This is a genomic window from Rhizobium sp. RAF56 (genome assembly GCF_052113965.1).
Lineage (GTDB): Bacteria > Pseudomonadota > Alphaproteobacteria > Rhizobiales > Rhizobiaceae > Rhizobium.
Map to the genome: position 1 here is coordinate 119676 of NZ_JBFRDU010000016.1, position 25980 is coordinate 145655.

Below are 25980 nucleotides of genomic sequence, written 5' to 3' on the forward strand. Positions count from 1 at the left end.
TTCCGCTTTTCTTCGAAACACGCAAACGCTCTATCTGTTTGTTTTTACGGGAGAGCTTGCCCGGAGATTGTCCTCCGGGCATGTCTTAGGCGTTCTGCCGATTACTTACCGACGGCCTTGGCTTGATCATCGGCTTTAAGTTCCGACGACAAGTAGATGGCGCCCGGCAGATCGTCGCGGCACTGCACGGCACTTGGCTTGCCCGACACCGAGTCCTCGAAAACCGGGGCCTTGAAGACCTCGTCCTTCGGGGGCGTGCCGCCAGTGGCGAGCGCGACGGCCCATTGAACGGCGAGGCGCACGTTGTCATTGCCGGTCGCAACCGTGAACAGCTTGAAATCCGGGTTGCTTGCCTGGTTGGCCTTCCAGAAGCAGCCCAGCGAGTTGCCGTCGGAGGTGGCGAGTGCCGGGATCGACTTGCCCTGTTTGGTGAACAGCGGCAGCGCGCCTACCAATGACGGGCCAAAATCGGAGACAATGACATCGATCTTGGCATTCTTGGCGATCTCCGCCGTCAGCACCTTCTGTGTCAGCGCCGGATCCCAGTTTGTGACGTCGAACGGCGCCGGATTGACGAAGACATATTCCGGACCCAGAACCTTCTTCAGACCCTTCAGTTCGTCCAGGCCCTGGCTATTTCCCGCAGGTCCACTCAGGAACAGCAGGTTTCCGCCCTTGGGCAGGACGCTCTTGATCCATTTGCCCCAGTTCTCGCCGTCATTTTCGAAGGACGCGCCGACGAACTTGGAATAGTTCTTGCCTTCCTTGCCGCCGACGGCCACGCGATAAGGCACAATGATCTTGCCGGACTTGTAGACGCTGGTAATGGCGGGGAGGACGGCGGGGCCGGCGTCTCCGAACACGACGAGCGCGTCAATGCCCTTTGCGGCGATGCTCTTGATATCCGAGATGGACTTCTGGGTGTCGCCCTGACCATCGGCATATTCATACTTGGTGATGCTGGGGCAAAGCTCGACCGTCTGTTTGCCCGAAGCCGTCGTCACCTGGCGCCAGCTATTGCCGCCGTAGCCATCGAGCAATGCCAGCGTCGCCTTCTTGGGTCCGCACCAGGACGGTGTCTCCGCCCTGGCTAGATTGGCGCTGCCAAGCGCCATGGCGGCAACGGCAACCGAGAAGCTCAAGCGTTTAGCGATGCACGTGTATTTCATTTCTGTTCCTCCACTTTTTTTGTTCCAGTCGTTTTCTTTAGGTTTACCGTCCAGCGGAGCGAGTAAACACCGATGCCAAAACCCAGAGCCAATGCCTGGATGATGGTTTGAGCCGAAAACGGCACGCCGACCGAGAGTGCGAATTGGCTCAATTGGTTGAGAAAGAAGGCGGCGATCACCGTCGAGATCGGATAGCCGCGGCCACCTAGCAGCGAGGTTCCGCCGAGCACGACGACCGCCACGGATGGCAGCAGCAATCCGTCCCCCTGGAAAGCAGTCGGCTCCCGGGTGATGCCTGCGATCAGCGTGCCGGCCATGCAATAAAGAAGCTGCGCATAGACATAGGCCATGGTTTGGTGGATGCGGACGTGAAGGCCTGCCGCGCGTCCGGCCAGCGGGTTGGCGCCGATCGCCTCGAACCTGCGCCCGGCAACCGTCTTCTTGAGCACGAAGGTCACGACGGCCATGGCGGCGACCGCGAAGTAAACCGAGTTCGGCACGCCCAGGAGCTCGCCACCGGCGATGTCGGCCAACAGATCCGTGGTGATCGAGGGAACGCCACCGGAGACGGCAAAGACCGCGCTGTAAAGCAGAGCGTTGGTGCCGATCGTGGCGATAATGGCGTTCAGCCGAAAGAAGGCGACGAGGATGCCGTTCAGGAAGCCGGCTGCGAGCGCAAAACCGATCGAGATGAGGACGGCCTGGTAAAGCAGTGCGTCATTCTGCTGCGGAAAGTGCGTTGCGACCACGACGGCGAGCGACACGGCTCCGGGCAGCGACAGATCGAAGCCGCCTTGCTGCACCACCAGCAACTGCCCGAGACCGACGATCGCGATGATTGCTGCAAAAGGCAGACTTCCTGTCATCGCACCCCAGGAAACGCTTGAGGGCGCGTAGATCAAGCAGACCACAAGAAGAACAAGCGTCGAAAAGACGACGGTTATGAAGTTTCGCGGCAGCGGCATCGGCGATTTGGTCTCCCTGGGGAGCGCACTTGAAGCAAGGGTGGGTGCGTTCGTCATCTGAAACCGTCTTTCATGCTTTCACGACACTATCTTCGGGCTCTCGGCGTGTCGGCCGCGGAGCGCGTTTCGTGGATACCAACGAATAGAGATCGCAGACCTGGGTCAGAACTGCCGGTTGCCGACGACGCCTTGTGTTGTCGGCTCGGCTTTTTCGGGTCGTCTTGGCTGATCAAACCGCCGCCGAGGCAACTGCGATACGCGCGCCGTCGGCTTTCCCGCATAGTCGAAATAGTACCCGCTGCAGGCGCTTCCCGCTTCCGCGAGCCAATCGCGGATCTTGTCCCAGTTGAGTGTACCTACCGCTTTCATGTTCCCTCCTCCTCAGAAAATCAGCTGTAGTCGAGATGCAGAGCATCCAATTGCAGTCGCGCTATCCGCGATCACCGATCGTCAGTCGCCATTCGTAAATGCTGACGCTCGAATAGACTTCGTGGAGGACAAAAGGATCCTCCGCACTGAAGCGACGCATCTCCTCGAGCGAGACCACATCGGCGACGACAACTCCTCCGCTGCCCTCGCCATGTTCGTTCAGGATCGGTCCGGATTGGACGATGCGAAGTCGGCCGGATCGCAGATGGCGCTTGTGATCCTCGAGGTTGGATTGGCGCTCGGCCGCCTTCTCGGGATTGGACAAAGCGACACGAACTGCAAGCATGACTCTAGCTCCTCACCAGCCAAATCGTCCTTCCGTTTTCCCAACAACATGCGGACATTCGGATATCGCAGGAGTGATGGTAAACGGAGCGAAGGCAAAGAAAACAACGGAATTATCCATTTTGGATGTCCGCACATCCGCCACGCTCGCCAAGCGAAACTCCTCGGGCGCCGCCCGATTTGGCGGCGCCCGCCGGAGCCTAAGCCGCTCTCGGCGCGTCGCCTCGGAAAGCGTGTTCAAGCAAATCCGTCAGGCCGCGCTCTTCCAAAGCGCGGGGATTCCAATAGGCGTTCGACATTGCCTGCTCGACGGCGGCCGCTATGCTGTCGTCGGGCATTCCAAGGCCCTTGAGCGACATCGTCGCGCCCAGTCCTTTTGCGAGATCGAAAAGCCCGGCGGCCGGGTCGCCAACGCCGAGGGCCTTGCCGAGCCGCGCCATCGCCGGCGGTGTCGCGCTGGCATTGTATGCGACCGCATGAGGCAACACCGCCGTGTGCATCTGGGCATGCGGCAGATTGAACATGCCGCCCAGCGTATGACAAAGCTTGTGGTGCAGCGCCATGCCGACCGAGCCGAGGCAAACGCCGCAGAGCCACGCGCCGTAGAGCGCATCCGCGCGCGCCGCCACATCTTTTGGGTCTGAATGGATGCGCGGTAAAGCACGGGCGATTGCGGCGATCCCTTCTTCCGCCATCAGCGAGATGATGGGATTGGCCTCCCTCGCATAGAGCGCTTCGACGGCATGTGCGATGGCATTGATGCCGCTGGTCACGGATAGAGAAACGGGCAGAGTAAGCGTCAGATCGACATCATAGACGATGACTTCGGGAAGGATGCGCGGGTCTGACTTCGTGACCTTGCGGCCGCCCTCGGTCTCGCCCAGGATCGGGGTGGCTTCCGAGCCAGCATAGGTGGTCGGCACGACGATCTGCGGTAGGTCGGTGCGAAACGCGATGGCTTTGCCAAGGCCGGTCGTCGATCCGCCTCCAATGGACAGCAGCGCGTCGACGGCATGCTCCTCCACAAACCGCATGGCGTCGGCCGTCACCTCGACCGGGGTGTGCATCTGCGCCTTCGAATAGGTCCCGACGATGCTGGATCCGAGATGTCTTGCGATGCTCGACGCCTGCGCGGCCTGTTCGGGCGTGGAAATCACGAGAATGCGCCGCGCCTTCAACCGTTCGGCCTCTTCGGGGAGGCGCTCGATCGTGCCGCGCCCGAAGATGACCCGGCCGGGATTTCCGTTGTAGACGAAGTTTTCCAATTCGCCGCTCCTATGTTCTCTGGCCGGGCCGTGCGAGCAGGAAGTCGTAGTCCGAGCGCCAAAGCGTATTGCCGCCCTCCACCCGCGTGAACGGCGCGACAAGCGTCTTCTTGACCCCAAACACCGTATCGGAATTCAGATAGGGATCGCCGCCGACGAAGGTGTGGGTCACCAATTTCTGGAAGCCTTCGGCGCGAACCATGTAGTGCATATGCGCCGGCCGATACGGGTGGCGCCCAAGGCTCGCGAGCATTTTTCCGACCGGCCCGTCGTCGGGGATAGGATAGGAGACCGGCTTTATACCGACGAAGCTGTAGCGCCCGTCGGCGCCGGTGACGAAAACGCCCCTGTTGTTCCATTTCGGCTGGATTTCGGGCTGCTGGACGTCGTAGTAGCCTTCCGCATTGTCGGACCACACGTCGATCCTGGCACCTTCGACAGGATTGCCGTCGAGGTCGAGCACGCGTCCGATGAAGAGACAGCTCTCCCCCTTTCCGTCCAGGCAGATCTGATCGCCCATCTGGCGAACAGGACAGCCCTCGACATGGAACGGGCCGAAAACCGTGTTTTCGGTCGCCTCCGGCGGACGCCGGTTGTTGATGGCATCGACCAGCATCGACAGGCCGAGCGTGTCGGACAGAAGAATGAACTCCTGCCGCTCCCTAGTGCAGATCTGCCCGGTCCGGGTCAGAAAATCGACGCCGAATTCCCACTCGTGCTCAGTCAGATTGATTTCACGCGCGAAGTTGTGGAGGTGCTTGACGAGACACGCCATCACTTCGGCCAGACGCGGATCGACGTCCTTGCCCATTCGGTCATTTACCGTGGCGACCGAGTTCTCCTCGGTGAAAAATCCCGATGGCGACGTGCGCTCGCTTGCTTGCTTGGACATATGCTGCGCTCCTGACATCTTAAGGGATGATCCGATCCGCTCGCAGGCGTTCAAACGCGTCCATGAATGAGCTTGTCGTATCCTGATATTCGAGGAAGCCGAGCTTGCGGCTGCGGCCCATGTCGTTGAAGGTCTCGATCTGCCGCCCGAGATCCGCGTCCGAATGCCAGAAGGAGGCAACGCGAGATAAGGGATTGGGCTGAAGGTCGAACTTCTTGACGATCCCGTCCCATATCGGCTCGGCGCCCGCCATCTGGTCGTCGAGCGGCGTCGGCTTTCCCGAATAGGGCTGAGGCTCAAGGCCGAAATAGCTCGCGAGGCGCGGCCAAAGCCACTTCCAGCGAAACACCTCGCCGTTGACGACATTGAAGGCGAGATTGGCGGCCGCCTTCGTCGTCGATGCCCATTTGAGGTGTTTTGCAAGCAGCCTTGCATCGGTGACATCGGTTGCAGCCTGCCACTGCTCCGATGAGCCGGGAAAGACGAAAGGCTTGCCGGTCTCCCGGCAGATGGAGGCGTAGACGGCAAGCGTCGCGGCCATGTTCATGGCGTTTCCGACGGCATAGCCGATGAGCGTATGCGGGCGATGGATGGACCAGGTGAAGCCGTCGCGTGCGGCTGCTGCAAAGACCTCGTCCTCCTGCACGTAGTAGAAGTTTTCGCCCGGAAGACGCTCCTGTTCTTCGCGGAACGGGGTATCTGGCTGTGTCTTGGCGTAAGATTCGAACGGGCCGAGATAATGCTTCGTGCCCGTCGTCAAGGCGACATGCTCGACCCCTCGCCCTTGCAGAGCATCGAGAACGTTGCGAACGATAGCGCCGTTCACCTCGCAATTCTTTGCCTCGGTTTCCTGGCGCGACCAGGCGGTGACGAACACGTGGCTCGGCCGCGCATCCGCCAGGGCGTCACGGACGGAACCGGCGTCGACGAGATCGCAGCTCAATGTCGTCACGCCGGCGATCGGACTTTGCGACCGGGACAGGCCCGACACCGTCCAGCCGCCTTCCGCCAGGAGATTTTCGGCTAGATTGCTTCCGGAGATCCCGGTTGCGCCGACGATAAGTGCGTGTTTGTTCATGGCTCATCCATTCAGCAAGGTGATCTTGATGCTCTTCGTCGGGTCCTGACCAAACGCGAAAGCGTCGACTGCGTCAGTCAGCGCGAAATCGTGCGTCTGGATCGGCGACAGATCGATACCGGTCCGCTCCAGGAAGCGGATGGCGGCCGGCCAAACGCCGGGAGACCCGATGCATCCGCGCACGGTCAGGTTCTTCATCTGTATTTGGCCGATGAGAACGGGCACCTTCCGGCCAATATTGATACCCACCATCGACATGCGGCCCTCTTCACGGGCGTAGTCGAATGCGGCAGCGAGGGATGCGTCATGGCCGGACGCTTCGATCACGAGATCGGCGCCCCGCCCGCCTGTCAATTCCCGGATCCTTTCGGCGGCGCCGCCGTCGGAGGGATCGATGGCAACGTCGGCGCCGAGCTTGCCTGCCACTTCGCGGCGGGATGCCAGCGGATCGACGACGATGACGCGGGCGCCCATGCCGATCGCGGCCGCCGCCGACACCAGGCCGATCGTCCCGCCGCCGGAAACCACGACGGTCTCGCTGGCATTGGTGCCGCCCGAGCGCAAGACGGCATAAAAGCCGCAGGTGAACGGTTCGATCAGCGCCGCCTTCTTGTCATCGACGGCATCAGGCAGCTTGTGAAGCCATTCCGGATTGACCGTGAAGAATTCACGATCCGCACCATTGAGGGAGAAGCCGAAATGGTGCAGCCGCTCCGGGGTCCGCACCACGCACTCCCCGACAACGCGGTCGCCTTTCCTGAAGCCGGCGACATTGCGGCCGACCTCGACGATTTCGCCGCACCATTCGTGACCGGGCGTTACCGGATAGGAGATCGGGATAATATATCGCCCCGCGAGCAACTCGTAGTCGGAATGGCAGATGCCGACCGCCTTTGTACGGACGAGGACTTCGTTCGGCGACAGGTCCGGCATGCCTACGTCTGCGATGACGGGCTTTTCCGGGGCTTCGAAAACCAGAGCTTTCACGTCTTCCTCCTCAAACCTGTTCCAGCGCGCCGGTCCCCGCGGACCGCACGATGGCTTCGAGCAATGCGATGTTGTTGATCATGTCCTCGCCGGTGATTGGATAGTCGGCCTCACCACGAATTGCGCGGGCAAATGCCCTCAAGTTATCGCGAACCGGTTCGGCCGGCGGCACCTCGCGGACGGCGATCGGCTGGTTCTTCCAGCCTTCGGTCACGACCCAGCCGTCCGGCGCCTCGACATGGGCCTTGTCGCGCACTTCGATCCATCCCTCCGTGCCGAAGACGGCGAAACGGGAGACGAAGGGCGTGGCAAGCGTTGCCGAGACATAGGCCGTGCCTCCGCCGGCAAAGCGGATATGCGCGCTCATCGTGTCGCCCTGCGGAATGGTCGAGGCAAGGTTTTCGCATACGACGCGCACGTCCGAGGCGCGGCCCATCAGCTTGACGGCCAGGTCCGTCAGATGAATTCCAGTCGCCGTCATGCCGCCGGCCGGGGCCTGATCGGCCTTCAGCCGCCAGTTCGACGGGTCGAGGCCGAGAAACTTGTCGTGGCTGAAATTCGCTTCGATCTGCAGCAACGGGCCGAGCCTTCCCGACTTGGCCGCTTCCAGAATCTCGGCGATCGGAGGCTCGAAACGACGCTCGTGCCCCATCCCGAGAACAAGCCCGGCGTCGTGGCAGAGGGCGACGGAGGCTTCGGCGCCCGCCCGCGTCAGATCGAGGGGCTTTTCGCAGAAGACGTGCTTGCCGGCGGCGACCACGCGCGCGATCTGCTCCCGATGCAGCGAATGCGGCGTCGCGAGCACGACGGCTTCAAGCGTCGGATCGTTCAGAGCGTCGCCGATATCGGACGAATATTGCAGGCCCATCTGGCTGGCAAACGCAGCCGCGTCGGGGTTCGGATCGACGCCGCGCACAAATCGCATCTCAGCGCCGCCGGCACTCACGAGTCTCGCCATCTTGCGGCCCCACCAGCCAAGCCCGACCAGGGCGGCGGTGACCGGGGTTTTCTCCACCATGCTCATCGATTGTCTACCCGCTTGCTGAAGGGGTGGATGTTGACGGCCTTCCAGACGCCGGCCTTGGTGAAGGGATCGGCCTTGTTGAACGCGACGATCTCTTCCTTCGTGTCGGCCTCGAAAACGAACAAGGAGCCGATCATCGTTTCGTTGTCGTCCGCCAGAAGCGGTCCGGAGATGACCGTCTTGGTCGTACCAGCGGAGAGATAGGCTTTATGAGCGTCGTAGTTTGCGAGACGCTTGTCGACGGCGCCCTCGTGGTCGAGACAATGAACAACATAGTGCATCTTTAATTCCTTTCGAATTCAAGCGATCGAGCAGCCGCCGTCGACCATCAGGCCTTCATGTTGACAAGGATCTTCATGTGCGATGCCTTTGGATCGAGGAGCGCTTCGAAGCCTTTTTCGACCACGTCTTCCGGCGCGATCTCAGCCGTGACGATCTTCTCGACGGGGAAGATTCCCGCTCCGATCATGTCGGCGATCCGCGGCCAGCTCTGCACCGGGTAACACCAGGTGGCTTCGACGGTGATGTCCTTGAGCGCCCAGAGCATGGCATCGATTGCCGCCGGCCTTACGTGGAGACCGACCTGCACGACCGTGCCCTGGCGCCGGACTGCCTTGGCGCAAAGGTTGAGCGATGCCTCGGCGCCGACGCATTCCAAGGCGACATCGACGCCAACGCCTTCTTCGGTCTGACTGCGGAACAGCAGATCCGTGTCGGTTTCGCGCGGATCGAAGACGATCGCGTCCGGCACTAGCTTCTGCGCGAGCGCGCGGCGATTGGGATTGAGTTCCGAGACGAAAATCTTCGTGGCGCCTGCCGCCTTGGTTGCCAGCAGCACGAGGGCGCCGATCGGTCCGACGCCGGAAACAAGGACCGAACTTCCGGAGGCAACGCCGCCGCGATCAACGCCATAGAGGGCAACTGCCGCAGGCTCGATCATCGCGGCCTGAACGTCGGAGACGCTATCGGGAACGGGAAAGACGTTATAGCCATTGACGACGGCACGCTCCCCCATGCCACCCCAATCCCAAGACAGACCGACGCAGGCCATCTTTTCGCTGAGGTGGAAAAGCCCCCGGCGGCCATAATAGTCGTCGCGCGGTGAGATCAGCGGCTGGATCGAAACGCGGGAGCCGGGAACCACGTGCATGACGTTTTTGCCGACCTCCAGCACGCGTGCCGAAAACTCATGCCCCAAGATTTGCGGCAGCGTGGCGCCAGAATAGACATGAGGGGTAGCGGGGGTAACGATGGGGCCCGCTATGTATTCATGGATATCGGTGCCGCATATGCCGCAAACGAGAGGCTCCACCAGCACCATGTCGTCGCCGAGCTGGCCACGCGGTGCGGGCACATCTTCGACGCGGATGTCTTTCTTGGAATAGTATCGTACGGCCTTCATTGCCATGCCTTTCATGATTGCTATGCGGGGTCGCCATCTGCGCCCTCTGACGCGTTGATCTTCCTCGCAAAACGGCAGCAGATCGCTTTGCCAATGCCGGTGCTGCCGCCGGTAATGGTTGAGACCATGTTGTGCAGCAGGGCCATCATCTTACTCCTCAGATCAGGACCATGCCGCCATCGACCATGACGGTCTGGCCGGTAACGTAGTCCGATGCGTCGGATGCCAGGAACGAGGTGACGCCTGTAATGTCCTTCGGCAAGGAAACGCGACCGAGCAGGATCGATTGCGAGAACTCGTTGATGGCCTGCTCCGGCTTCTGCGTCAGTCCGTGCTCCATGAACTCGCGGTCGAGTTGCTCCCACAATTCCGTCTTGACGACGCCGGGTCCGAAGCAGTTGACCGTGATCTTGTGCTCGGCCAACGCGCGGGCCGCGGCTTGCGTGATCGCGACGACGGCGAACTTCGAGGCGCAGTAATGTGCAAACAGCGGGTAACCCTGTTTGCCCGCGATCGAGGCCGTGTTGATGATCTTGCCGCCGTCGCCTTGCGCGATCATCTGCTTTGCCGCTTCCTGGGTCCCGATCAGAACGCCGAGGCCGTTGATCTTCATGATGCGGTCGAAGTCCTCTTCCGTGACCTCCAGGAAGGGGCAAGTCTGGCTGATGCCGGCATTGTTGAACATGACGTCCAGCCGGCCGAAGTGCGACACGGTTTCATCGATCAACGCTTTGACGCTTCTGCGGCTGGCGACATCCACGGCAACCGCGATCGCACTGCCGCCACGATCGGATATTTTGAAAGCCGTTGCCCGCGCCGCGTCGGCATTCAGGTCGGCGATGACGACGTGAGCGCCTTTTTCCGCCAAGTCCGCGGCAATGCCAGCCCCGATGCCACGCGCCGAACCGGTGACGATGACCACCTTTTTGCTGACCGATCCACTCATAGGATTTTCCTTCATTGACATAGCGCACCATGGAAACGCAGAGGCTCGCTGCAACGATGATCACGGAGCTGCACCGGCATGCTCGGAGCGACAACTGCGCTGGACAGGGCGACAAGAAACTTTGGGGAGCGAACGTCGCTCTCCTCAGGCGAGGGCAACGCCGCAGATCTCTTTGCATTCGACGAGCAGTCGCGCGGTGGTCGGGTTGCCACCGGCATTGCGAGCGCCACGGCCGAATGCTGTCAGACGCAGGTCGATAGCCGCGTAAACGATACGACGACGCTGTCTGCCTTATACCTCATCCTTTGAGTCCTCCTCCGATAGACTAACTAGATCGCTGGCAACAATAATTCGTTGGCGGAGACGCACCGGTTCCGCAGCATTCATGATTGTTGACGGCTTCTATTCCTCCCAAGGAACCGCCGTGCGATCCGAATGAAAAGCTAAGGGATGAACCTGTGCTTCGACAAACCTTTAATTGTCCAGAATGGACATTTTCAATGCAGCCATCGGTCCTGTTCAGACGCTAGTATTTCTTCTGGGAGGACGCGGCACCCGTGCCGATGGAAGAGATCATGTCGCTCGGTTCATGCTCCTCCGTGAAATAGCTTTATTGGAAATTTCTGGCCGGCGACCGCCGCGAGGGAAGGAAGGTTTTGCATGAGCGAAACGTTGAGAGTGGGATGGGCCGGCATCGGAAAGATGGGGGCGCCGATGAGCAGGCGTGTCCTTGAAAACGGATACCCGCTTTCTGTCTACGAGCCACTTCCGGAAAACCGTGCATCGGTCGTCGCCCAGGGCGCAAACGTGGCCCACACGCTGGAAGACCTTGTCGAAGCGTCCGACGTAGTGATGCTCACCATCCCGAACGATACTATTCTTCGACAACTGACATTGGCGCCATCAGCTCTTGCCGATCTGCTGAAGCCTGGCCAGATTCTGATCGAGATGAGCACCGTTTCCCCGGAACTCTCGGCCGAAGTTGCAGAGGCTCTCGGCCGCAAGGGCGTGGCCTATCTGCGTGCCCCCGTTTCGGGAAGCACCATCACCGCGTCGTCCGGCATGCTGTCGGTGATGGTCTCGGGGCCTGAAGATGCCTATCGCAAGGTCGAGCCCGTCTTGGCCAGTTTTTCGTCCAAACGGTTTTATCTCGGCGGCGGCGAGGAGGCGCGCTATCTGAAACTGGTGCTGAACGCACTTGTGGGAGCAACCGCTGCCCTGCTCGGAGAGGCGCTGACACTCGGCCTCAAGGGAAATCTTTCCGTCGAGACCATGCTGAACGTGATCTGCGAAAGCGCGGTCGCCTCGCCGCTGATCGCCTACAAGCGAGATCTCCTGGTCACCCGCAACTACGATCCGGCATTCTCGGTTTCGCAGATGATGAAGGATTTCGATCTCATTCTGGGCGCGGCGAAATCCGATCACGTACCAATGTACCTCACGTCCATGATCCGGCAGCAATACGAAGCCGCGTTCGCCGATGGACTTGCGGAAAAGGACTTCTTCGTCCTTTTCGAACAGTATGAGCGTCTTGCTGGACTGTCTCGAGAGAAACCCGCGGTATCGCAAACCCTAAAAGCGATTTGAGCGGGCTGGCGAAAGTAAAGCTTGCCAGATAGTCTGTCGGTCTGCAGCGCGCGACGGTTGGGAGGCCGACGTGAACGAATATGAAATGCTGCGCGTCATCGATTTCATCGAGAAAACGCGCCGCCCATTCAGAGAGGTCGTTGAAGCGGCCGATGACGATGCGATCTGGCTGATCGTTACCTATTTGATCAAATCGCACATTCTGAGCCAGACAGTCTCGATCTCGACGCTCGGCCAGGAATCGGGCCTTCCCTACGCGACTTCGATGAGGCTGATCAATCGCCTCATCGACAGCGGCTCCATTCACAAGGTGGCCAAGGGACTGACCGGCAAGAGCTTCGCGCTGCAGCCGAGCGAGCAGCTGCTCCGCTCGTTCGAACTCTATGCCCGCAAGACGAAATCACTGCTGGCGCAGACATTGGGCCTGCGTGCCGGCGAAGAGGAGGACGAGTACTATTTCGGTGGCACACCTCTCGGCTCCCAGATCATTCCGCCGATGAGGCTTGTTCAAAAGCGTGCCGAATCTCAGATCGAGCTCCGCTTCCTTTTGAACGACGACAACTATTTCTCCGCGATGCGGAACATGTGGGCGGACTTCCGCAGCAATCTGGCGTCGAGGAAGAATTTTGATCTTCTGCCGCTTCCCGATCTCTATCGACGCGCGCGGGAGAACGGCGCCAAATCTTTTTCCGACTACGACGTCATCGCCATCAACATGCCCTGGCTCGGGGAATTCGCCGAGAGCGGCGTCATCAGGCCGATCGATCAGTACATCCAGAAGACCGGCATCAATCCGCTCGACTTCCATCCGTCCATCTGGTCCTCGGCCACTTGGGAGGGAAAGGATTACGGCGTTCCGGGCTACTGCACCGTCGAGCTTCTCGCCGCGAGAAAGGATCTGTTTTCCGACGCGGGCCTCTCCTTTCCCAAAACCTTCGACGACGTCATCTGCGCAGGTCGCAAGTTTCATGCGCCTGATGAGGGCAAGTTCGGAGCGGTCTGGGATGGCGCGCGGGGCATGCCGATCGCTTCGAGCTTCCTGTTTTTCATGGGCGCCTGCGGGCAGCCGGCGATTTCCCTGCGGAAGACCCGCTCCGGCTTCACGCTTGAAGGCGTCGACCTGGACGAGTTGACCTGCACTATCCTGTCCGACGCGGGGTTCGCCGCTCTCGACTACATGCGCCGACTGATGGAAATCTCGCCGCCGAAAATCCTGGAGATGGCCTGGGACAAGACCCTGGAAGTGTTCTTGAAGGGAAAGGCGAGCATGGGCTATTTCTGGACCATGCGCGCCGCCCGCTTCGAATATGACGTCCAGTCTGTCGTGAAACGCCGCGTTGAATATCTGCCGCAGCCCTTCGGCCCGGGCGGCACGCGCGCCACGCCAATCGGAGGTTTTCTTTTCTGCATTCCAACCAACCTGCCGGAAGAACGCGTGGAGCTTGCGGCGGACGCGATTGCATGGATGGCCTCTCGGGAGGCGATGAAGGCGCATGTGAAGAACGGATTTCCGGTCGCCCCTCGCTTCTCGGTCAGCGCCGATCCGGAAGCGGCCGCAAGCTCGCCGATCGTCCGCTTCGTGGACCAGTTGGCAAAGAAGAACCTCTTGCATACCTGGCAACGCCCCAAGATCCCCCAGTACACGACGATCGAAAAGGTTCTGGGCGAAGAAATCCACGATGCGCTGCTTGGAATAAAGTCTCCGAGGCTTGCACTTGAAAACGCCGCCGCCCAGATCGAGGCGAGCCTCAGGTCCGTTCCGAAGACCTGGGCGAAGCAGAGCGCCCTTTAGGATGCGGCAGTTCACACGAACCGCCGCCCCTGCCTAAAATCGTGAGACTTATCGACGATCGGCCACGGCCTGACATGTTTCGATCAACAAAGCCGCGTTTTCCGGCCGCGCCTCGATCCGCCCGGCTTCGATATCGAAGGCCACTTCGACAACTCGCTGATTTAACGGCGCTTTCTGCCCGTGGGCGCGGAGGATATCGACAACCAATCCGTTGACTTCCTGGACTTCCGCGCGACGTCCCTTACGCCAGTCCTGAAGCGACGTCGTCAACGTGTCGGCCTGCGAAAAGGTTTTCAGCACCTCCTCGAAGATCTGATCGACATAGCGCTCGGGATGGTTTGTCGTGACCGCTTCCATGCCGATGATCGGGATGATCTTGGCGCCGTCCGCCAGCGCGGCCTGCATAGCCTCATATCCGGCCACCCGCATGACTTCGAGCATGCCGGGTGCGCGCGCGGCGTCCGCCAGCGGCAGGTTGACGATCGCGGAAGGGATGAGCTCGGCCGCATTGACGACGAGCTTCATCCATTTCGCGGAATGAATGTCCTCCATGACTTCGACCCTGCCGGCGTTTCGCAGCAGACCGGCGACGCTTTCCACCCGCTCCTGCGTCTTTGGATCGAGCGCCCCAAGAGCAAACCACGAGGTGTCATGATCGTTCTGGCGGTTGGTGACACCGGGGACGAACATGTTGGAAGCAATCTCGATGACAGCACCGATCGTCCGTTCACGCCCGACCACGGCAGCGATGTCCTCATGCGTCATGCCGTTCTGAAGCCCGACGATCAGGCCGTCGGGAGCAAGGCAGGGCTCGATAAGCTGGCATGCCCACTTCGTKTCGTAGGCCTTGACCACAAGAAAGACGACGTCGAACGGCTCCTTGATCTCCGCCACCTGGCAGAGATGCAGGGCCGGAACCTTGACGTTGATGGAGCGGCTCGGCAGGTTCACGGTGATCCCGTTTTCACGGATCGCCATGACGTGTTCCGGCCACTGTTCGATGAAGGTAACGTCGAGCCCGGCCAGTGCGAAGTCGGCCCCGATGGACGCGCCCTGTGCTCCCGTTCCCAAAAAAGCGATCCTCGGGCCGCGCGGCTTGTTCCAACTCATTCGACACTCCCTCTCCCATGGCGCGCGGCTCCCGCGCGCTTTGTGAAGAGATCGTACAAACAATTATGGGGGAGAAAACCGCGCAATTGTCCATTTTGGACTTACCCGGCCGCCTCCACTGCCAAGGGACGCATGGTCTTCAGGCCGGATCCCCAGTTCCTGCCGATCCGGCCTGCCTGTCACGTGATCAACCCAGATTGAGCCAGACAGATTTCGTCTGCGAAAACTGCGTCAAGGCTTCCAGGCACTTGTCTCGTCCGTTGCCTGTTTGCTTGAAGCCGCCCCAGATCGACGTCATGTCTCCGTGCTCGTAGCAGTTCACCCATACGACACCTGCCTCGACGTCGCGGGCAAAGCGATGCGCGGTCGCCAGATCCTTTGTCCAGATCGATGCCGCCAGGCCGTAAATCGAGTCATTGGCTATCGAAAGGGCGTGGTCGGCTCCGTCGACCGGCATGATCGCCGCAACGGGACCGAAGACTTCTTCCCGTGCGATCTGCATTCCCGGCATCACCTTGGAGAAGAGCGTCGGTTCGACATAGGCGCCTTCCGCGAAGGTCTCCGACCTGCGGCCGCCCAACTCCAGCTTCGCGCCTTCCTTGACCGCACCGTCGACGTAGCCGAGGACGCGCTCCTGCTGACGCTTGTCGACAAGCGGGCCCATCGTCGTCGAGGGATCCAGCGGGTCACCAACCGCGTATCTTTTTCCTGCGGTCGCGATGAACCGCTCGACGAAGGCATCATGGATCTTGCGGTCCACCAGGATGCGCGAACCGGCGCTGCACACCTCGCCCTGGTTTGAATAGATGCCATCGACGGCATAGGCCGCCGCGGTGTCCAGATCGTCATAGTCGGAGAGGATGATCTGCGGGGACTTGCCGCCGCATTCGGTCGTCACACGCTTCATGTTCGATTGGCCGGCATATATAAGCAATAGCTTACCGATCTCGGTCGAGCCCGTGAACCCGATCTTGTCGACGTCCATGTGGAGCGCGAGAGCCTTGCCGACCTCTTCGCCCAAGCCCGTGACGACGTTGAGTACGCCGGGAGGCCCTCCCGCTTGAACGAAGAGTTCGCCCAGCATCAGGGCGCTCAGAGAGCTTTGCTCGGCGGGCTTCAGCACGATGCTGTTGCCGGTCGCCAGCGCCGGCCCGAGTTTCCAGCACGCCATCATCAAGGGATAGTTCCACGGTACGATAAGCCCGACGACCCCAAGCGGCTGACGAAGAATATAATGCAGCGCCGAGACGTCGGTGTTTGTCACCACGCCCTCGATCTTGTCGATGGTCTCGGCGAAAAAGCGTATGGCGTTGACGGATGCCGGCAGATCGACGCCAAGGGAAGAACTGATCGGCTTGCCCATTTCCAGGGTGTCGAGCAACGCCAGCTTTTCGCCGTTTGCTTCGATCAGGTCGGCGAAAGCCTGCATGATCCGCATCCTTGCGCGCGGTGCCATGCGCGACCAGACACCCTTGCGGAAAGAGCGCCGCGCCGCGGCGACGGCGGTGTCGATGTCCCGCGCCGTTCCGCGTGCGATCTCCGCGACGGGTCGCCCCGTTGCCGGATTGATGGACGAAAATGTCCGCTCGTCGGACGCCGGGACATACGCTCCATCGATGAAGTGCCGCGTCTCGGGTTTCAACAGCGCGGCGTTTTCGCGCCAGTGGGCCAGTGTGTGCATGGGTTTCATCCGCCTTGATTTTACTAGACTGTTTGGAGGGCGAGGTTCTTGGCGTAGCGTGCGATCCGGATCGCCGCTTCGTCGATAAGCTCGTCCCGCGCACCCAGATTGATGCGGAGGTAGCCCGCCGCGCTCTCGCCGAAATCGTCGGCCGGAAGGGTCGCAACCCCTTCCTCGAGCACCAATCCCTTGGCAAAGTCGTAGGCCGCCATCCCGGTCGCCCGGATATCCAGCATGATGAACATCCCGCCGTCGGGCCGCCTGCAGGATAGGCCAGGGATTGCGTTGAGCTGTTCGCAGAGGCGTTCGCGGCGGCGAGTGTAGGCCGCCTTGAGGTCCGGCAGACCGTCGGGATAGGTATTGAGAGCGACGACAGCCGCGTCCTGGACAAATGTGGGAATGCCGTAGGTCGAGCAGACGCTGAGCCTGCCTGCCCTCTCCGCCAGTTCAGGAGGCGCGATCATCCATCCGAGCCGCCATCCTGCCATCGCATGCGACTTGGACAGGCTGCCGATCGTCACCGTGCGGTCCGCCATTCCGGGAAGCGCCGACGGCGATACGTGACGTCCTTCGTAGACAAGGCTGCCGTAGACTTCGTCCGACACCAGCCAGAGATTGTGCTTCTGGCATATGGCGCCAATTCTCGACAGCTCGTCAGCCGTATAGACCGCCCCGGTGGGATTGTTCGGAGTGGCGAGAAAGATCGCACGGGTGCGCTCGTTGACGGCCGCCTCGATCTCCTCGATCAGCGGGTGAAAGCCGTTTTCCGCTGGCGAACGAACGCTTATCGTTTTACCGCCCGCGGCCGCGATCGTTCCCGGATAGGTCACATACATCGGCTCCGGCACGATCACTTCGTCGCCGGGATCGACGATGCAGAGCGCGGCGGTAAACAAGGCGTTCTGCGCGCCGACCGTGACGATGACCTGATCCGGATCGATGACTTGTCCGCTCAGTTGGCGGTGGCGGCGGGCAATCGCTTCCCGGATCGGCGGTTCACCGACGCTTGCCGTGTAATGTGTACGGCCGCTGCGCAGGCTGTCGTAGGCTTCGACGACCGCCTCCGAGGGGCTTGCAAAATCGGTGTCTCCGACCGTGAGCAAGATTGCGTGCTCACCGCGAGCGATCTTTTCGGCTGCGATGAAATGCATGTCCCATGCGGACACACTCTTGCCGGCAGGACGCTGGGTACGGGATGCGAAGCGCATTGCATGTTCTCCTGAATAGGCTTCGATTGGGATTAGACAGGCTGCGAGAGGCCGATCCGGCTCACCGCGCAGCGGCCAGGTACGCGTACTCGTCGATCTCGATGATTGTCGGTTTGTCTTCACGCGCCGCGGCGTGAAGCGCCTTGGCGAAATCTTCAGGCGAATTGGCTCTGAGCGCGTGGCAATCAAAAGCCGCGGCCATTGCCTGGAAGTCCGGCGTGAAGAGATCGACACCCACCGGCGCGATGCCGCGCGATACCATGTACGATCTGATTTCGCCGTGGCCCCGGTTGTTCCAGAGAACGATGATAATCGGCGTACCGCTCTCCCTTGCGCTCGCAAGCTCCTGCAGCGAGAACTGAAAGCCGCCGTCGCCAACCACGCACACGACAGGCGCATCGGCTTTGCCGATCTTTGCGCCGATTGCCGCCGGAAGCCCATAACCGAGCGTTCCGTAACCCGTCGCGGAACAGAACCACGTTCTCGGCGCGGCCGCGGCGAACTCGATCATGCCGGCATAGACCGGCTGGGTTGAATCGCCCACGATGACAGCGCCCGGAAGGGCGTCGCGGACCTTGTTCAATAGATCGGTCAGGACGCCATAGGATTGGGGAAGACCGTTGTTGTCGTGGCGCCTGGCCGCTGCCGCCCGTTCTTCGCCGTCATGCCGCCGCGGCTTCAATTCGGATAGCAGCGCTGCGAGTGCCTCTCCCGCATCCGATACGATCGGCAGATCGACGAAACGGGTTCTTGCCAGTTGCTGCGGATCTATGTCGATCCGAATGCTGCGCCCATTGAACTTCGCCATCCCGCCGGTGCCGAAGATGTCGTACTCGGTCGGCCCGAATTCGGTTCCGACGGCAAGGACCAAGTCCGAGGCTTCGATCATCTCGACGACCGATTGAAGCCCAGGATTGCAGGGCACAGCCAGGGGATGGCCGACGGCAAGCAACCCTCTGCCGTTCACGGTCATGACCGCCGGGGCGTCGAGCGTTTCCGCAAGCGTCTGCGCCAACGCCCCTACATCCTGGGCACCGCCGCCGAGCAGAATGACCGGGGATTTCGCTTCGCTCAACCACCGGGCAGCTTGCTCGATCTGCGATTTGCCCGCGGCCGGACGGGCGGGAAGCGGCATGGCGGCAATCGGCGGCAGGTCGTCGGCAGATGCCGTAATGACGTCAAGCGGCAGCTCGATGTGGACGGGCCGTGGCCGGGCGCCGGAAAACACGCTGAATGCCCGCGCCACGACCGTGTTGAGTTCGCTCGGGTTCGTGATCGTGTGACTGAATTCGCAAACGCCTTGAACCAGTTGCCGCTGGTCTTTCAGTTCGTGAAGCCAGCCAGCCCCCGACCCCAGGTCGCCGAGCGCATTCACGGCGGAAATAACCAGCATCGGAACGGAATCCGCGTAGGCCTGCGCCATGGCGGTGGCAATATTGGTCATGCCTGGACCGGTTATGATGAAACAGGCGGCCGGACGACCCGTGGCCCTGGCATATCCGTCGGCCATGAAACCCGCGCCCTGCTCGTGTCGAGGCGTGTAATGTCGAAGGCTCGTTTGCTCCATCCCTCGGTAAAGTTCGACGGTATGAACCCCCGGAATTCCAAAGATCACTTCGATCCCATAGGCCTCCAGAAGGCGAGACAGATACATTCCAACTGTAGTCACGAATCCTCCCCTGCCCGGCCTTGTGGAAAGCCGTGCCCGTTACACTCAACTGTTCTTTTGTAAGTGCTGCGCGCTGGCGCCGCTGGGGCGCTAGAATTTACGCGCTACTCGCCCTCGACTTTCGATTTTGCGGCCGGAACCTTTTTCTTCGCCTTTTTCAAGGAGGCCGCAGGCGGCTCGTTCTCCCCCAAGAGCTCCAGAACCCAGTCGCGTACGATCTCCTCAGCTTCCTCCAAGGAGTATGCTTCTGGGTCGAGAAGGCATCCCCACCACAGGCCGTCGGCCAACTGAACGTATGTAATTGCCGCCTTCCGAGCATTGATTTCGAGATTGCGCTCGGCTGCAGCCTCCGCGATCATGCGCTCGATCCACTTGCGATACTTCCGCCAGAGCTCGTGCGTTAGGCCCATCATTCCGGGGTTCCACGGCGCCACCCCAAGACAAGCATATGAAACTAGAGACGCCTCCTTCTCGGTTGCAAGCCGACGGAAGTTCATGCTGTTGGCGGCCAGCAGCCGCTGCAACGGGTCCGAACCTGCACCACGAACGGCCTTTCGCGCCTCATCGTCGGCCTGCGCCGTAAGGTATCTATACGCCTCGATAAGCAGCTCGTCCTTGCCCTTGAAGTAGTAGCCGATCAGTCCGCGTGACAATCCGGCAGCTTCGCAGATCGTATTGACGGTAGAGTCGTTGTATCCGATCGCGGCGATCGACCGGATCGTGCCTTGAATAAGGTCGTCCCGGCGCTCCATCATAATCCGCGTTTTCTTTGATTCAGTCCGCATCTATCGCCCCAGACTTTTGAATTCTATTCGGCGGCTGCAACGCCTTGCACAATCAACATCCTGCAACTTGGTATCTACAGTATAAGCGTGCTCCGAACGCATAACACACCTATACCCCACCAATTCCGCATGAGTCGATAAGACCGGCCGATCAGGCAGCAGCTTGGATTTCCTCCTCCAAATATCCTCGTTCCAGCAATTGGATCGAGATTGCCGATGTCTCTAGTGTTTCGTGCAATCGCGCTCCGCGGACGGACAAAACCGCTTCACCTTAGGTACTGTAAATTTGTTGGACGGTCAACAAATTATCCAACTCCTAGGCATCGAATGCGCGCATTCCTTCCTTCAAGGCCGCATGGCAGTCGGACACCATCCGCTCGATCAGTTCGGCGCATGTCGGGATGTCCTCGATCAGTCCTATGGCCTGGCTTGCCCAGACGAGACCGCCGTCCACCCTGCCCTCCGTCAACGCCTCGCGCCCACGGGTGCCCGCCACGAGTTGCCGGATATCCTCGAATTCGCAGCCGCCGGGGCGTCGCTCCGTGGCGACGACTTCCTCCGACACGGCGTTCTTCAGCACACGGCCGGTGTTGCGCAGCGTGCGGAAGATCAGGACGGTGTCGGTTTCGCCGGCGCGAACCAGCGCCTGCTTGATCTCGTCGTGGATCGGGGCTTCCTTCGTTGCGCAGAAGCGCGTTCCCATATTGATGCCTTCGGCGCCGAGCATCATGGCCGCCGCCATGCCGCGGCCCGAGCCGATCCCGCCCGACGCGATGAGCGGGACCTTGACCGCCCGAGAAGCCGCCGCGAAAAGAACCAGTCCTCCGATATCGTCCTCGCCCGGATGGCCGGCCGCTTCGAAACCGTCGATCGAAATGGCATCGACACCCGCCCGCTCCGCCGAAAGTGCGTGACGCACGGCCGTGCACTTGTGAACGATCTTCGCGCCGGCATCCTTCGCCTTGGAAATGAACTCCTTCGGGCTGCGCCCGGCCGTCTCGATGATGCGGATACCGGCGTCGAGAGCAGCATCCAGGTACGCCTCATAAGGCGGCGGTGCCGTCGAGGGAAGGATCGTGAGGTTCACGCCGAACGGCTTGTCGGTCATTTCCCGGCAGCGCTTGATCTCGAGCGCAAGGGCTTCGGGAGTTGGCTGGGTCAAGGCCGTGAGTATGCCGAGACCGCCGGCGTTGGAGACCGCGGAAGCCAGCTCCGCCCGGCCCACCCACTGCATGCCGCCCTGTATGATCGGGTAGCGAGTGCCCAGCAATTCGGTAACGCGCGTTTTCATGGTTCCTCCTGGCCAATAGGCTCCGCTTTGCTAATTTCGTACGGAGAAAGAAAAAGGACGTCAAACAAATTTTGTTGTACGTCCAATAAATTTTTGCTTCCGGCCGGCGCGAGTTTCAGTTTCGCAGCGGCTTGCCGGTCTCGAGCATGTGGCGAACTCTCGCGATGGTGGCCGGCGTGGAAAGCAGGTCGATAAATGCGTCCCGTTCGAGAGCCATGATCGCACCTTCCTCGACCGGCCCTGCCGCATCGCCCACCGGCCCGCCGGTGAGAATGGAAGCAAGCGCTTCGCCGACGACGCGATCATGGACGCTCTGGCGTCCTGCCGCCGCGTCTGCGTCGAGCATGTCGACAAGGGCCGCGGCACCGGCAGACCCTGAAACGAGAACGCATCCCGGCTCAGGTGCGACGTAGTTCGCGGCGAGCGTCAACGCCGTGCGCTTGGCATCGCCCAGCAGCCGGTCACGGTTCATCGTGATCGGATCGCTTTCCCGCAGGAAGCCGAGCGCTCGCGCCTCGTAGGCGCTGACCGAGACCCTTGCCGGGGCTATGAGACCAAAAGCTGCGAGCGCCACGGCAACCGGCTCCCGCTGCAGGTCGCGCATGGCTAACAGGCGCAGAAGCATTTCCTTGCAGCCGCCCCACCCCGGAATGACCCCGATACGCGTCTCGACCAGCCCCATGGAAAGCTCGGCATGCGCCTGGATCGCGTCGCAATGCAAAAGCATCTCGCAGCCGCCGCCAAGGGCAAGGCCCGCCGCTGCACCGACAACCGGGAACGGCGCATACTTGATGCTTGCGAAGGTGGCATGTCCATGGTCGAGGAAACGGCCGAGCGCCTCGCGGCCACCGGCTTCCACGGTTTCAAGAAAGGTCCGCAAATCGGCACCGGCACTGAAGTGCGCGGCATCGCTGCCTATGACGAGTGCCCGAAAATCCGATCCCGTTCGTTCGACTGCCTCATCGAGGCGGTCCAGCAGCGGGGATGAGAGGGTGTTCATCTTTGTGCGGAATTCGAGCCCGGCGACGCCGTCCCCGAGATCCCACAGATTGGCGACGCCCCCCGACAACACAGGTTTCGACGACAACGAGAGCGCCGCGACCGTGAGCACGCCCTTGGCAATCGCGAGCGGGCGATGTTCGCCGTTCGGCAGGAGCGCCATCCGACGTCGGTCGGCGACGGTGTAGAAGCCTCCCCTGGCGGCGGCAAGTTCCAGATAGGCGGGGACCGGCTCGCCATGCGCTCGCAATTGGTCCGCGAGCCAGCCGGCGCCCAGCCGATCGATCAGTTCGAACGGTCCCTGCTTCCAGCCGTAGCCGCTGCGCATGGCTTCGTCGACCGCGTCGGGGCCGTCGGCGATCTCAGGCACGAGCGAGACCGCATAGGCGAGTGTCTTTCGCATAACGACCGCGGCATAGCGCCCTCCTGGTCCGTTGTCGGCCATCAGCGCCGCCGCATCACCCTTCGACGCCTCCAGGCTCGCCGAGGAGACGTTGCGCTGCGGGCGATATTCGCCGCTTTGAAGGTCGGTCACCAGACGGCTCTTTCGGTCCTGCGACAGCTTCACGAAGCCGGCACCGCTTTTCCTGCCGATGCGATTTTCCGCGATCATGCGCGTCAGGAGCGGCGGCTCGGCGGGATAGGATTGGAAAGCATCGCCCGCCGGCAGCGCCGACTTGATCGTGCGCAGGATGGTCACCATCAGGTCGATGCCGACCAGATCGAGGAGGCCGAATATGCCGGTCGAGGGAATGCCGAAGGGCTTGCCGATGACGGCGTCCGCCTCCTCGGGATCCAGCCCGCGCGAGATCGCCTCGTTCATCGCCACCGCCATCCAATAGGTGCCGACACGATTGCCGATAAAGCCGGGCGTGTCGTTGCAGTCGACGACGGCCTTGCCCAATCCGCGATCCGCGAACTCGCGCACGGCCGCAACCGCCTCCGCCCTGGTCGACGCGCCGCGCACCAGCTCCAAGAGGCGCATGTGCCGCGGCGGATTGAAGAAGTGAGCAATGAGGAAATCGCGCGCGAAGCTCTCCGGCAAACCACCGACGAGCGTCGAGAGCGGAATTGTCGACGTGTTGGAAGAGACGATGGAACCGGGCTTTCGCACGGCGTCGACGGCCCGGTAGAGCGATTGCTTGACGTCAAGGCGCTCGGCCACCGCCTCGATGATCCAATCGGCATCGGCGAGCAACGACATGTTTGCTGCCGTGGATCCCGGCGTGACGCGATCGGCAAAAGCTGGATCCATGAACCCGCCCGCCTTGATCTGCTTTGAGACGCCGTCTTCGGCGAACCGTCGCTCCACGTCGAGCAACACGACCTCCGCTCCGGCGTTGGCGAAATGCGCTGCGATGCCCGATCCCATGACGCCGGCTCCGATAACGCCGACCTTGCTGATCGACCCCATCACGCAGCCTCGACGACCACGGCGATCCCCTGACCGCCGCCGATGCACATGGTGGCAAGACCGTAGCGTCCGCCCGAACGCCTCAGCTCATAAACCAACTTGATCAGGATGATGGCACCCGACGCTCCGATCGGGTGTCCAAGCGCGACCGCGCCGCCATTCGGGTTCGTCTTGTCGGCCGGCAAGTCGAGATCGCGGGCAACCGCGCACGCCTGCGCCGCGAAGGCCTCGTTGGATTCGATGACGTCGAGGTCCGAAACACTCAGTCCGGCGCGCGCCAATGCCTGCTTGACGGCCGGAACCGGGCCGAGACCCATCACCTCGGGCGCGACGCCGCCCAGGCCGTAGGCGACAATGCGGGCGAGCGGCTTTACGCCGCGCGCGGCAGCAACGCCTTCCTCCATCAGGACAAGTGCCGCGGCGGCGTCATTGAGCCCGCTGGCATTGCCGGCGGTAACGGTGCCGTCCTTACGGAAAGCCGGCCGCAACTTGGCAAGATCCTCAAGCGTAACGTTGGCGCGGACGTGCTCGTCGGTATCGAAAACGACTTCCGTGCGCCCTTTCGTCACCTTCACCGGAAGGATCTGCTCCACGAAGCGCCCTTCCGCTATGGCACGGGCCGCACGGTGATGGGATTGAAGCGCGAACTCGTCCTGCGCCTTACGATCGATGGCGCCGCGTTCGGCCAGGTTTTCGGCAGTCATTCCCATGTGGCCGTTGCCGAAGGGATCGGTCAGCGCGCCGACCATCATGTCGGTTGCGACCACATCGCCCATCTTCTGACCATTGCGCGCCTGCTGCAGCAGGTGGCCCGCGCGGCTCATGTTTTCGGCCCCGCCGGCGAGCGCGACGTCGGCATTCCCAAGCAGGATCGCCTCCGCGGCCGTAACGACGGCTTGCAGTCCCGAACCGCAAAGCCTGTTCAACGTCAGCGCCGGCGCCGTGTCGGGCACGCCTGCCCGAATAGCGGCGACCCGCGACAGATACATGTCTTCCGGCGCCGTGTGGATCACGTTGCCGAATACCGTCTGGACAATGTCCTCGGCGGATACGCCGGCCCGCGCAATCGCCTCGCGGGCGACGATCGCCGCCAGTTCGCAAGGAGGAATGCTCGCGAGCGTGCCTCCGAAATCACCAATTGCCGTGCGCACGCCGGATGCGATTACAACGTTCCTGCTCATCGTCTTGTCCTTCCAATTCCAGTCGCGGCAACCGCGCGGTTTGCTGTGCTCAAATTGCCTTAGACCGTCTATCTACTTGTTTTTATGCAATTCCGGACGGAAAACCGTGTCACACTCTTCCTGGAATTGCTGGTTTGGTACGCAATTCCGGACGGAAAACCGTGTCACACTTTTCCTGGAATTGCTGGTTTGGTACGCAATTCCGGACGGAAAACCGTGTCACACTTTTCCTGGAATTGCTGGTTTGGTACGCAATTCCGGACGGAAAACCGTGTCACACTTTTCCTGGAATTGCGCCAGCGAGCTCCGGCAGGGCTTCGAACAGGTCGGCGACGAGGCCGTAGTCGGCGACCTGGAAGATCGGGGCGTCCTCGTCCTTGTTGATGGCGACGATGACCTTCGAGTCCTTCATGCCGGCGAGATGCTGGATGGCGCCGGAAATGCCGCAGGCGATGTAGAGCTGCGGCGCCACCACCTTGCCGGTCTGGCCGACCTGCCAGTCGTTCGGGGCATAGCCGGCGTCGACGGCGGCACGCGAGGCGCCGACGGCCGCACCGAGCTTGTCGGCGACCGGCAGGATGACTTCCGTGAACTTCTCCGCCGAGCCGAGCGCGCGGCCACCCGATATGATGATCTTCGCCGACGTCAGCTCCGGACGGTCGGACGACGACAGCGCATCGCCGACGAAGGTCGAGAGGCCGGGATTGGCAACCGCCGAAATCGTCTCGACCGCAGCCGAGCCGCCGGTCGGGGCCGCCGCGAACGAGGCGGTGCGCACGGTGATCACGCGTTTTGCGTCGCTCGACTGCACCGTCTGGATG

25 protein-coding genes are annotated in these 25980 nt (G+C 61.5%); 3 read left to right on the forward strand and 22 right to left on the reverse strand.

Annotated features, from left to right (window positions below; genetic code table 11):
- Nucleotides 1-101 precede the first annotated feature (101 nt).
- From AB4048_RS15675 to AB4048_RS15735, 13 genes are all read right to left on the reverse strand, one after another.
- A complete protein-coding gene (locus AB4048_RS15675; protein WP_442202891.1) occupies nt 102-1169 on the reverse strand; it encodes a substrate-binding domain-containing protein in 1068 nt (355 codons plus the stop codon).
- The gene (locus AB4048_RS15680; protein WP_442202892.1) at nt 1166-2191 is read right to left on the reverse strand and encodes an ABC transporter permease; all 1026 of its coding nucleotides are present in this window, start codon (nt 2189-2191) and stop codon (nt 1166-1168) included. Before AB4048_RS15680 ends, AB4048_RS15675 begins: the two co-directional genes overlap by 4 nt.
- Nucleotides 2192-2296: 105 nt before the next feature.
- Nucleotides 2297-2503, reverse strand: a complete 207-nt coding sequence (locus AB4048_RS15685) for a hypothetical protein (RefSeq protein ID WP_442202893.1) — start codon at nt 2501-2503, stop codon at nt 2297-2299.
- Nucleotides 2504-2564: 61 nt separating this feature from the next.
- Nucleotides 2565-2849 (reverse strand): YciI family protein, encoded by a 285-nt coding sequence (locus tag AB4048_RS15690; RefSeq protein WP_442202894.1) that lies wholly within the window; start codon nt 2847-2849, stop codon nt 2565-2567.
- A gap of 199 nt (nt 2850-3048) precedes the next feature.
- On the reverse strand, nt 3049-4113 hold the full coding sequence (locus AB4048_RS15695; protein WP_442202895.1) for a maleylacetate reductase: 1065 nt from the start codon (nt 4111-4113) through the stop codon (nt 3049-3051).
- Nucleotides 4114-4123: 10 nt separating this feature from the next.
- Complete coding sequence (locus AB4048_RS15700) at nt 4124-5005, reverse strand: intradiol ring-cleavage dioxygenase (protein ID WP_442202896.1); 882 nt, start codon at nt 5003-5005, stop codon at nt 4124-4126.
- Between the two features lie 19 nt (nt 5006-5024).
- Nucleotides 5025-6083, reverse strand: a complete 1059-nt coding sequence (locus AB4048_RS15705; RefSeq protein WP_442202897.1) for an SDR family oxidoreductase — start codon at nt 6081-6083, stop codon at nt 5025-5027.
- A 3-nt stretch (nt 6084-6086) separates the two neighbouring features.
- On the reverse strand, nt 6087-7070 hold the full coding sequence (locus AB4048_RS15710) for a zinc-dependent alcohol dehydrogenase (protein ID WP_442202898.1): 984 nt from the start codon (nt 7068-7070) through the stop codon (nt 6087-6089).
- Between the two features lie 10 nt (nt 7071-7080).
- Nucleotides 7081-8094, reverse strand: coding sequence for a Gfo/Idh/MocA family protein (locus AB4048_RS15715; protein WP_442202899.1), 1014 nt, complete (start codon nt 8092-8094; stop codon nt 7081-7083).
- Complete coding sequence (locus AB4048_RS15720) at nt 8091-8375, reverse strand: YciI family protein (RefSeq protein WP_442202900.1); 285 nt, start codon at nt 8373-8375, stop codon at nt 8091-8093. The genes AB4048_RS15715 and AB4048_RS15720 overlap by 4 nt, the downstream gene beginning before the upstream one ends.
- A gap of 47 nt (nt 8376-8422) precedes the next feature.
- A complete protein-coding gene (locus AB4048_RS15725; protein ID WP_442202901.1) occupies nt 8423-9511 on the reverse strand; it encodes a 2,3-butanediol dehydrogenase in 1089 nt (362 codons plus the stop codon).
- 5 nt (nt 9512-9516) lie between these two features.
- On the reverse strand, nt 9517-9642 hold the full coding sequence (locus tag AB4048_RS15730; RefSeq protein ID WP_442202902.1) for a hypothetical protein: 126 nt from the start codon (nt 9640-9642) through the stop codon (nt 9517-9519).
- A gap of 11 nt (nt 9643-9653) precedes the next feature.
- Nucleotides 9654-10442, reverse strand: a complete 789-nt coding sequence (locus tag AB4048_RS15735; RefSeq protein WP_442202903.1) for a glucose 1-dehydrogenase — start codon at nt 10440-10442, stop codon at nt 9654-9656.
- Between the two features lie 78 nt (nt 10443-10520).
- On the opposite strand from AB4048_RS15735, the gene AB4048_RS15740 reads away from it, so the two are divergent.
- From AB4048_RS15740 to AB4048_RS15750, 3 genes are all read left to right on the forward strand, one after another.
- Nucleotides 10521-10751 carry a hypothetical protein gene (locus AB4048_RS15740; protein WP_442202904.1) on the forward strand — a complete coding sequence of 77 codons (231 nt, stop codon included), beginning with the start codon at nt 10521-10523 and terminating at the stop codon, nt 10749-10751.
- Nucleotides 10752-11102: 351 nt separating this feature from the next.
- On the forward strand, nt 11103-12029 hold the full coding sequence (locus AB4048_RS15745) for an NAD(P)-dependent oxidoreductase (protein ID WP_442202905.1): 927 nt from the start codon (nt 11103-11105) through the stop codon (nt 12027-12029).
- A gap of 70 nt (nt 12030-12099) precedes the next feature.
- Complete coding sequence (locus tag AB4048_RS15750; protein ID WP_442202906.1) at nt 12100-13821, forward strand: extracellular solute-binding protein; 1722 nt, start codon at nt 12100-12102, stop codon at nt 13819-13821.
- 48 nt (nt 13822-13869) lie between these two features.
- Here the strand turns inward: AB4048_RS15750 and AB4048_RS15755 are convergent, their stop codons facing one another.
- From AB4048_RS15755 to AB4048_RS15795, 9 genes are all read right to left on the reverse strand, one after another.
- Nucleotides 13870-14931, reverse strand: a complete 1062-nt coding sequence (locus AB4048_RS15755; RefSeq protein ID WP_442202907.1) for a ketopantoate reductase family protein — start codon at nt 14929-14931, stop codon at nt 13870-13872.
- A gap of 187 nt (nt 14932-15118) precedes the next feature.
- Nucleotides 15119-16612, reverse strand: coding sequence for an aldehyde dehydrogenase (locus AB4048_RS15760; RefSeq protein ID WP_442202908.1), 1494 nt, complete (start codon nt 16610-16612; stop codon nt 15119-15121).
- Between the two features lie 23 nt (nt 16613-16635).
- Entirely contained in the window at nt 16636-17820 is a 1185-nt protein-coding gene (locus AB4048_RS15765; RefSeq protein ID WP_442202909.1) for a pyridoxal phosphate-dependent aminotransferase, read from the reverse strand.
- A gap of 61 nt (nt 17821-17881) precedes the next feature.
- Entirely contained in the window at nt 17882-19489 is a 1608-nt protein-coding gene (locus tag AB4048_RS15770) for a 5-guanidino-2-oxopentanoate decarboxylase (protein WP_442202910.1), read from the reverse strand.
- 104 nt (nt 19490-19593) lie between these two features.
- Nucleotides 19594-20274: a TetR family transcriptional regulator C-terminal domain-containing protein gene (locus AB4048_RS15775; RefSeq protein ID WP_442202911.1), complete on the reverse strand. Its 681-nt coding sequence runs from the start codon at nt 20272-20274 to the stop codon at nt 19594-19596.
- A gap of 316 nt (nt 20275-20590) precedes the next feature.
- Nucleotides 20591-21565: an NAD(P)H-dependent flavin oxidoreductase gene (locus AB4048_RS15780; RefSeq protein ID WP_442202912.1), complete on the reverse strand. Its 975-nt coding sequence runs from the start codon at nt 21563-21565 to the stop codon at nt 20591-20593.
- A 115-nt stretch (nt 21566-21680) separates the two neighbouring features.
- Nucleotides 21681-23978, reverse strand: coding sequence for a 3-hydroxyacyl-CoA dehydrogenase/enoyl-CoA hydratase family protein (locus AB4048_RS15785; protein WP_442202913.1), 2298 nt, complete (start codon nt 23976-23978; stop codon nt 21681-21683).
- Complete coding sequence (bktB, locus tag AB4048_RS15790) at nt 23978-25159, reverse strand: beta-ketothiolase BktB (protein ID WP_442202914.1); 1182 nt, start codon at nt 25157-25159, stop codon at nt 23978-23980. Before bktB ends, AB4048_RS15785 begins: the two co-directional genes overlap by 1 nt.
- Before the next feature lie 274 nt (nt 25160-25433).
- The coding region (locus AB4048_RS15795; RefSeq protein ID WP_442202915.1) for an electron transfer flavoprotein subunit alpha/FixB family protein at nt 25434-25980 on the reverse strand (547 nt) is incomplete at its 5' end.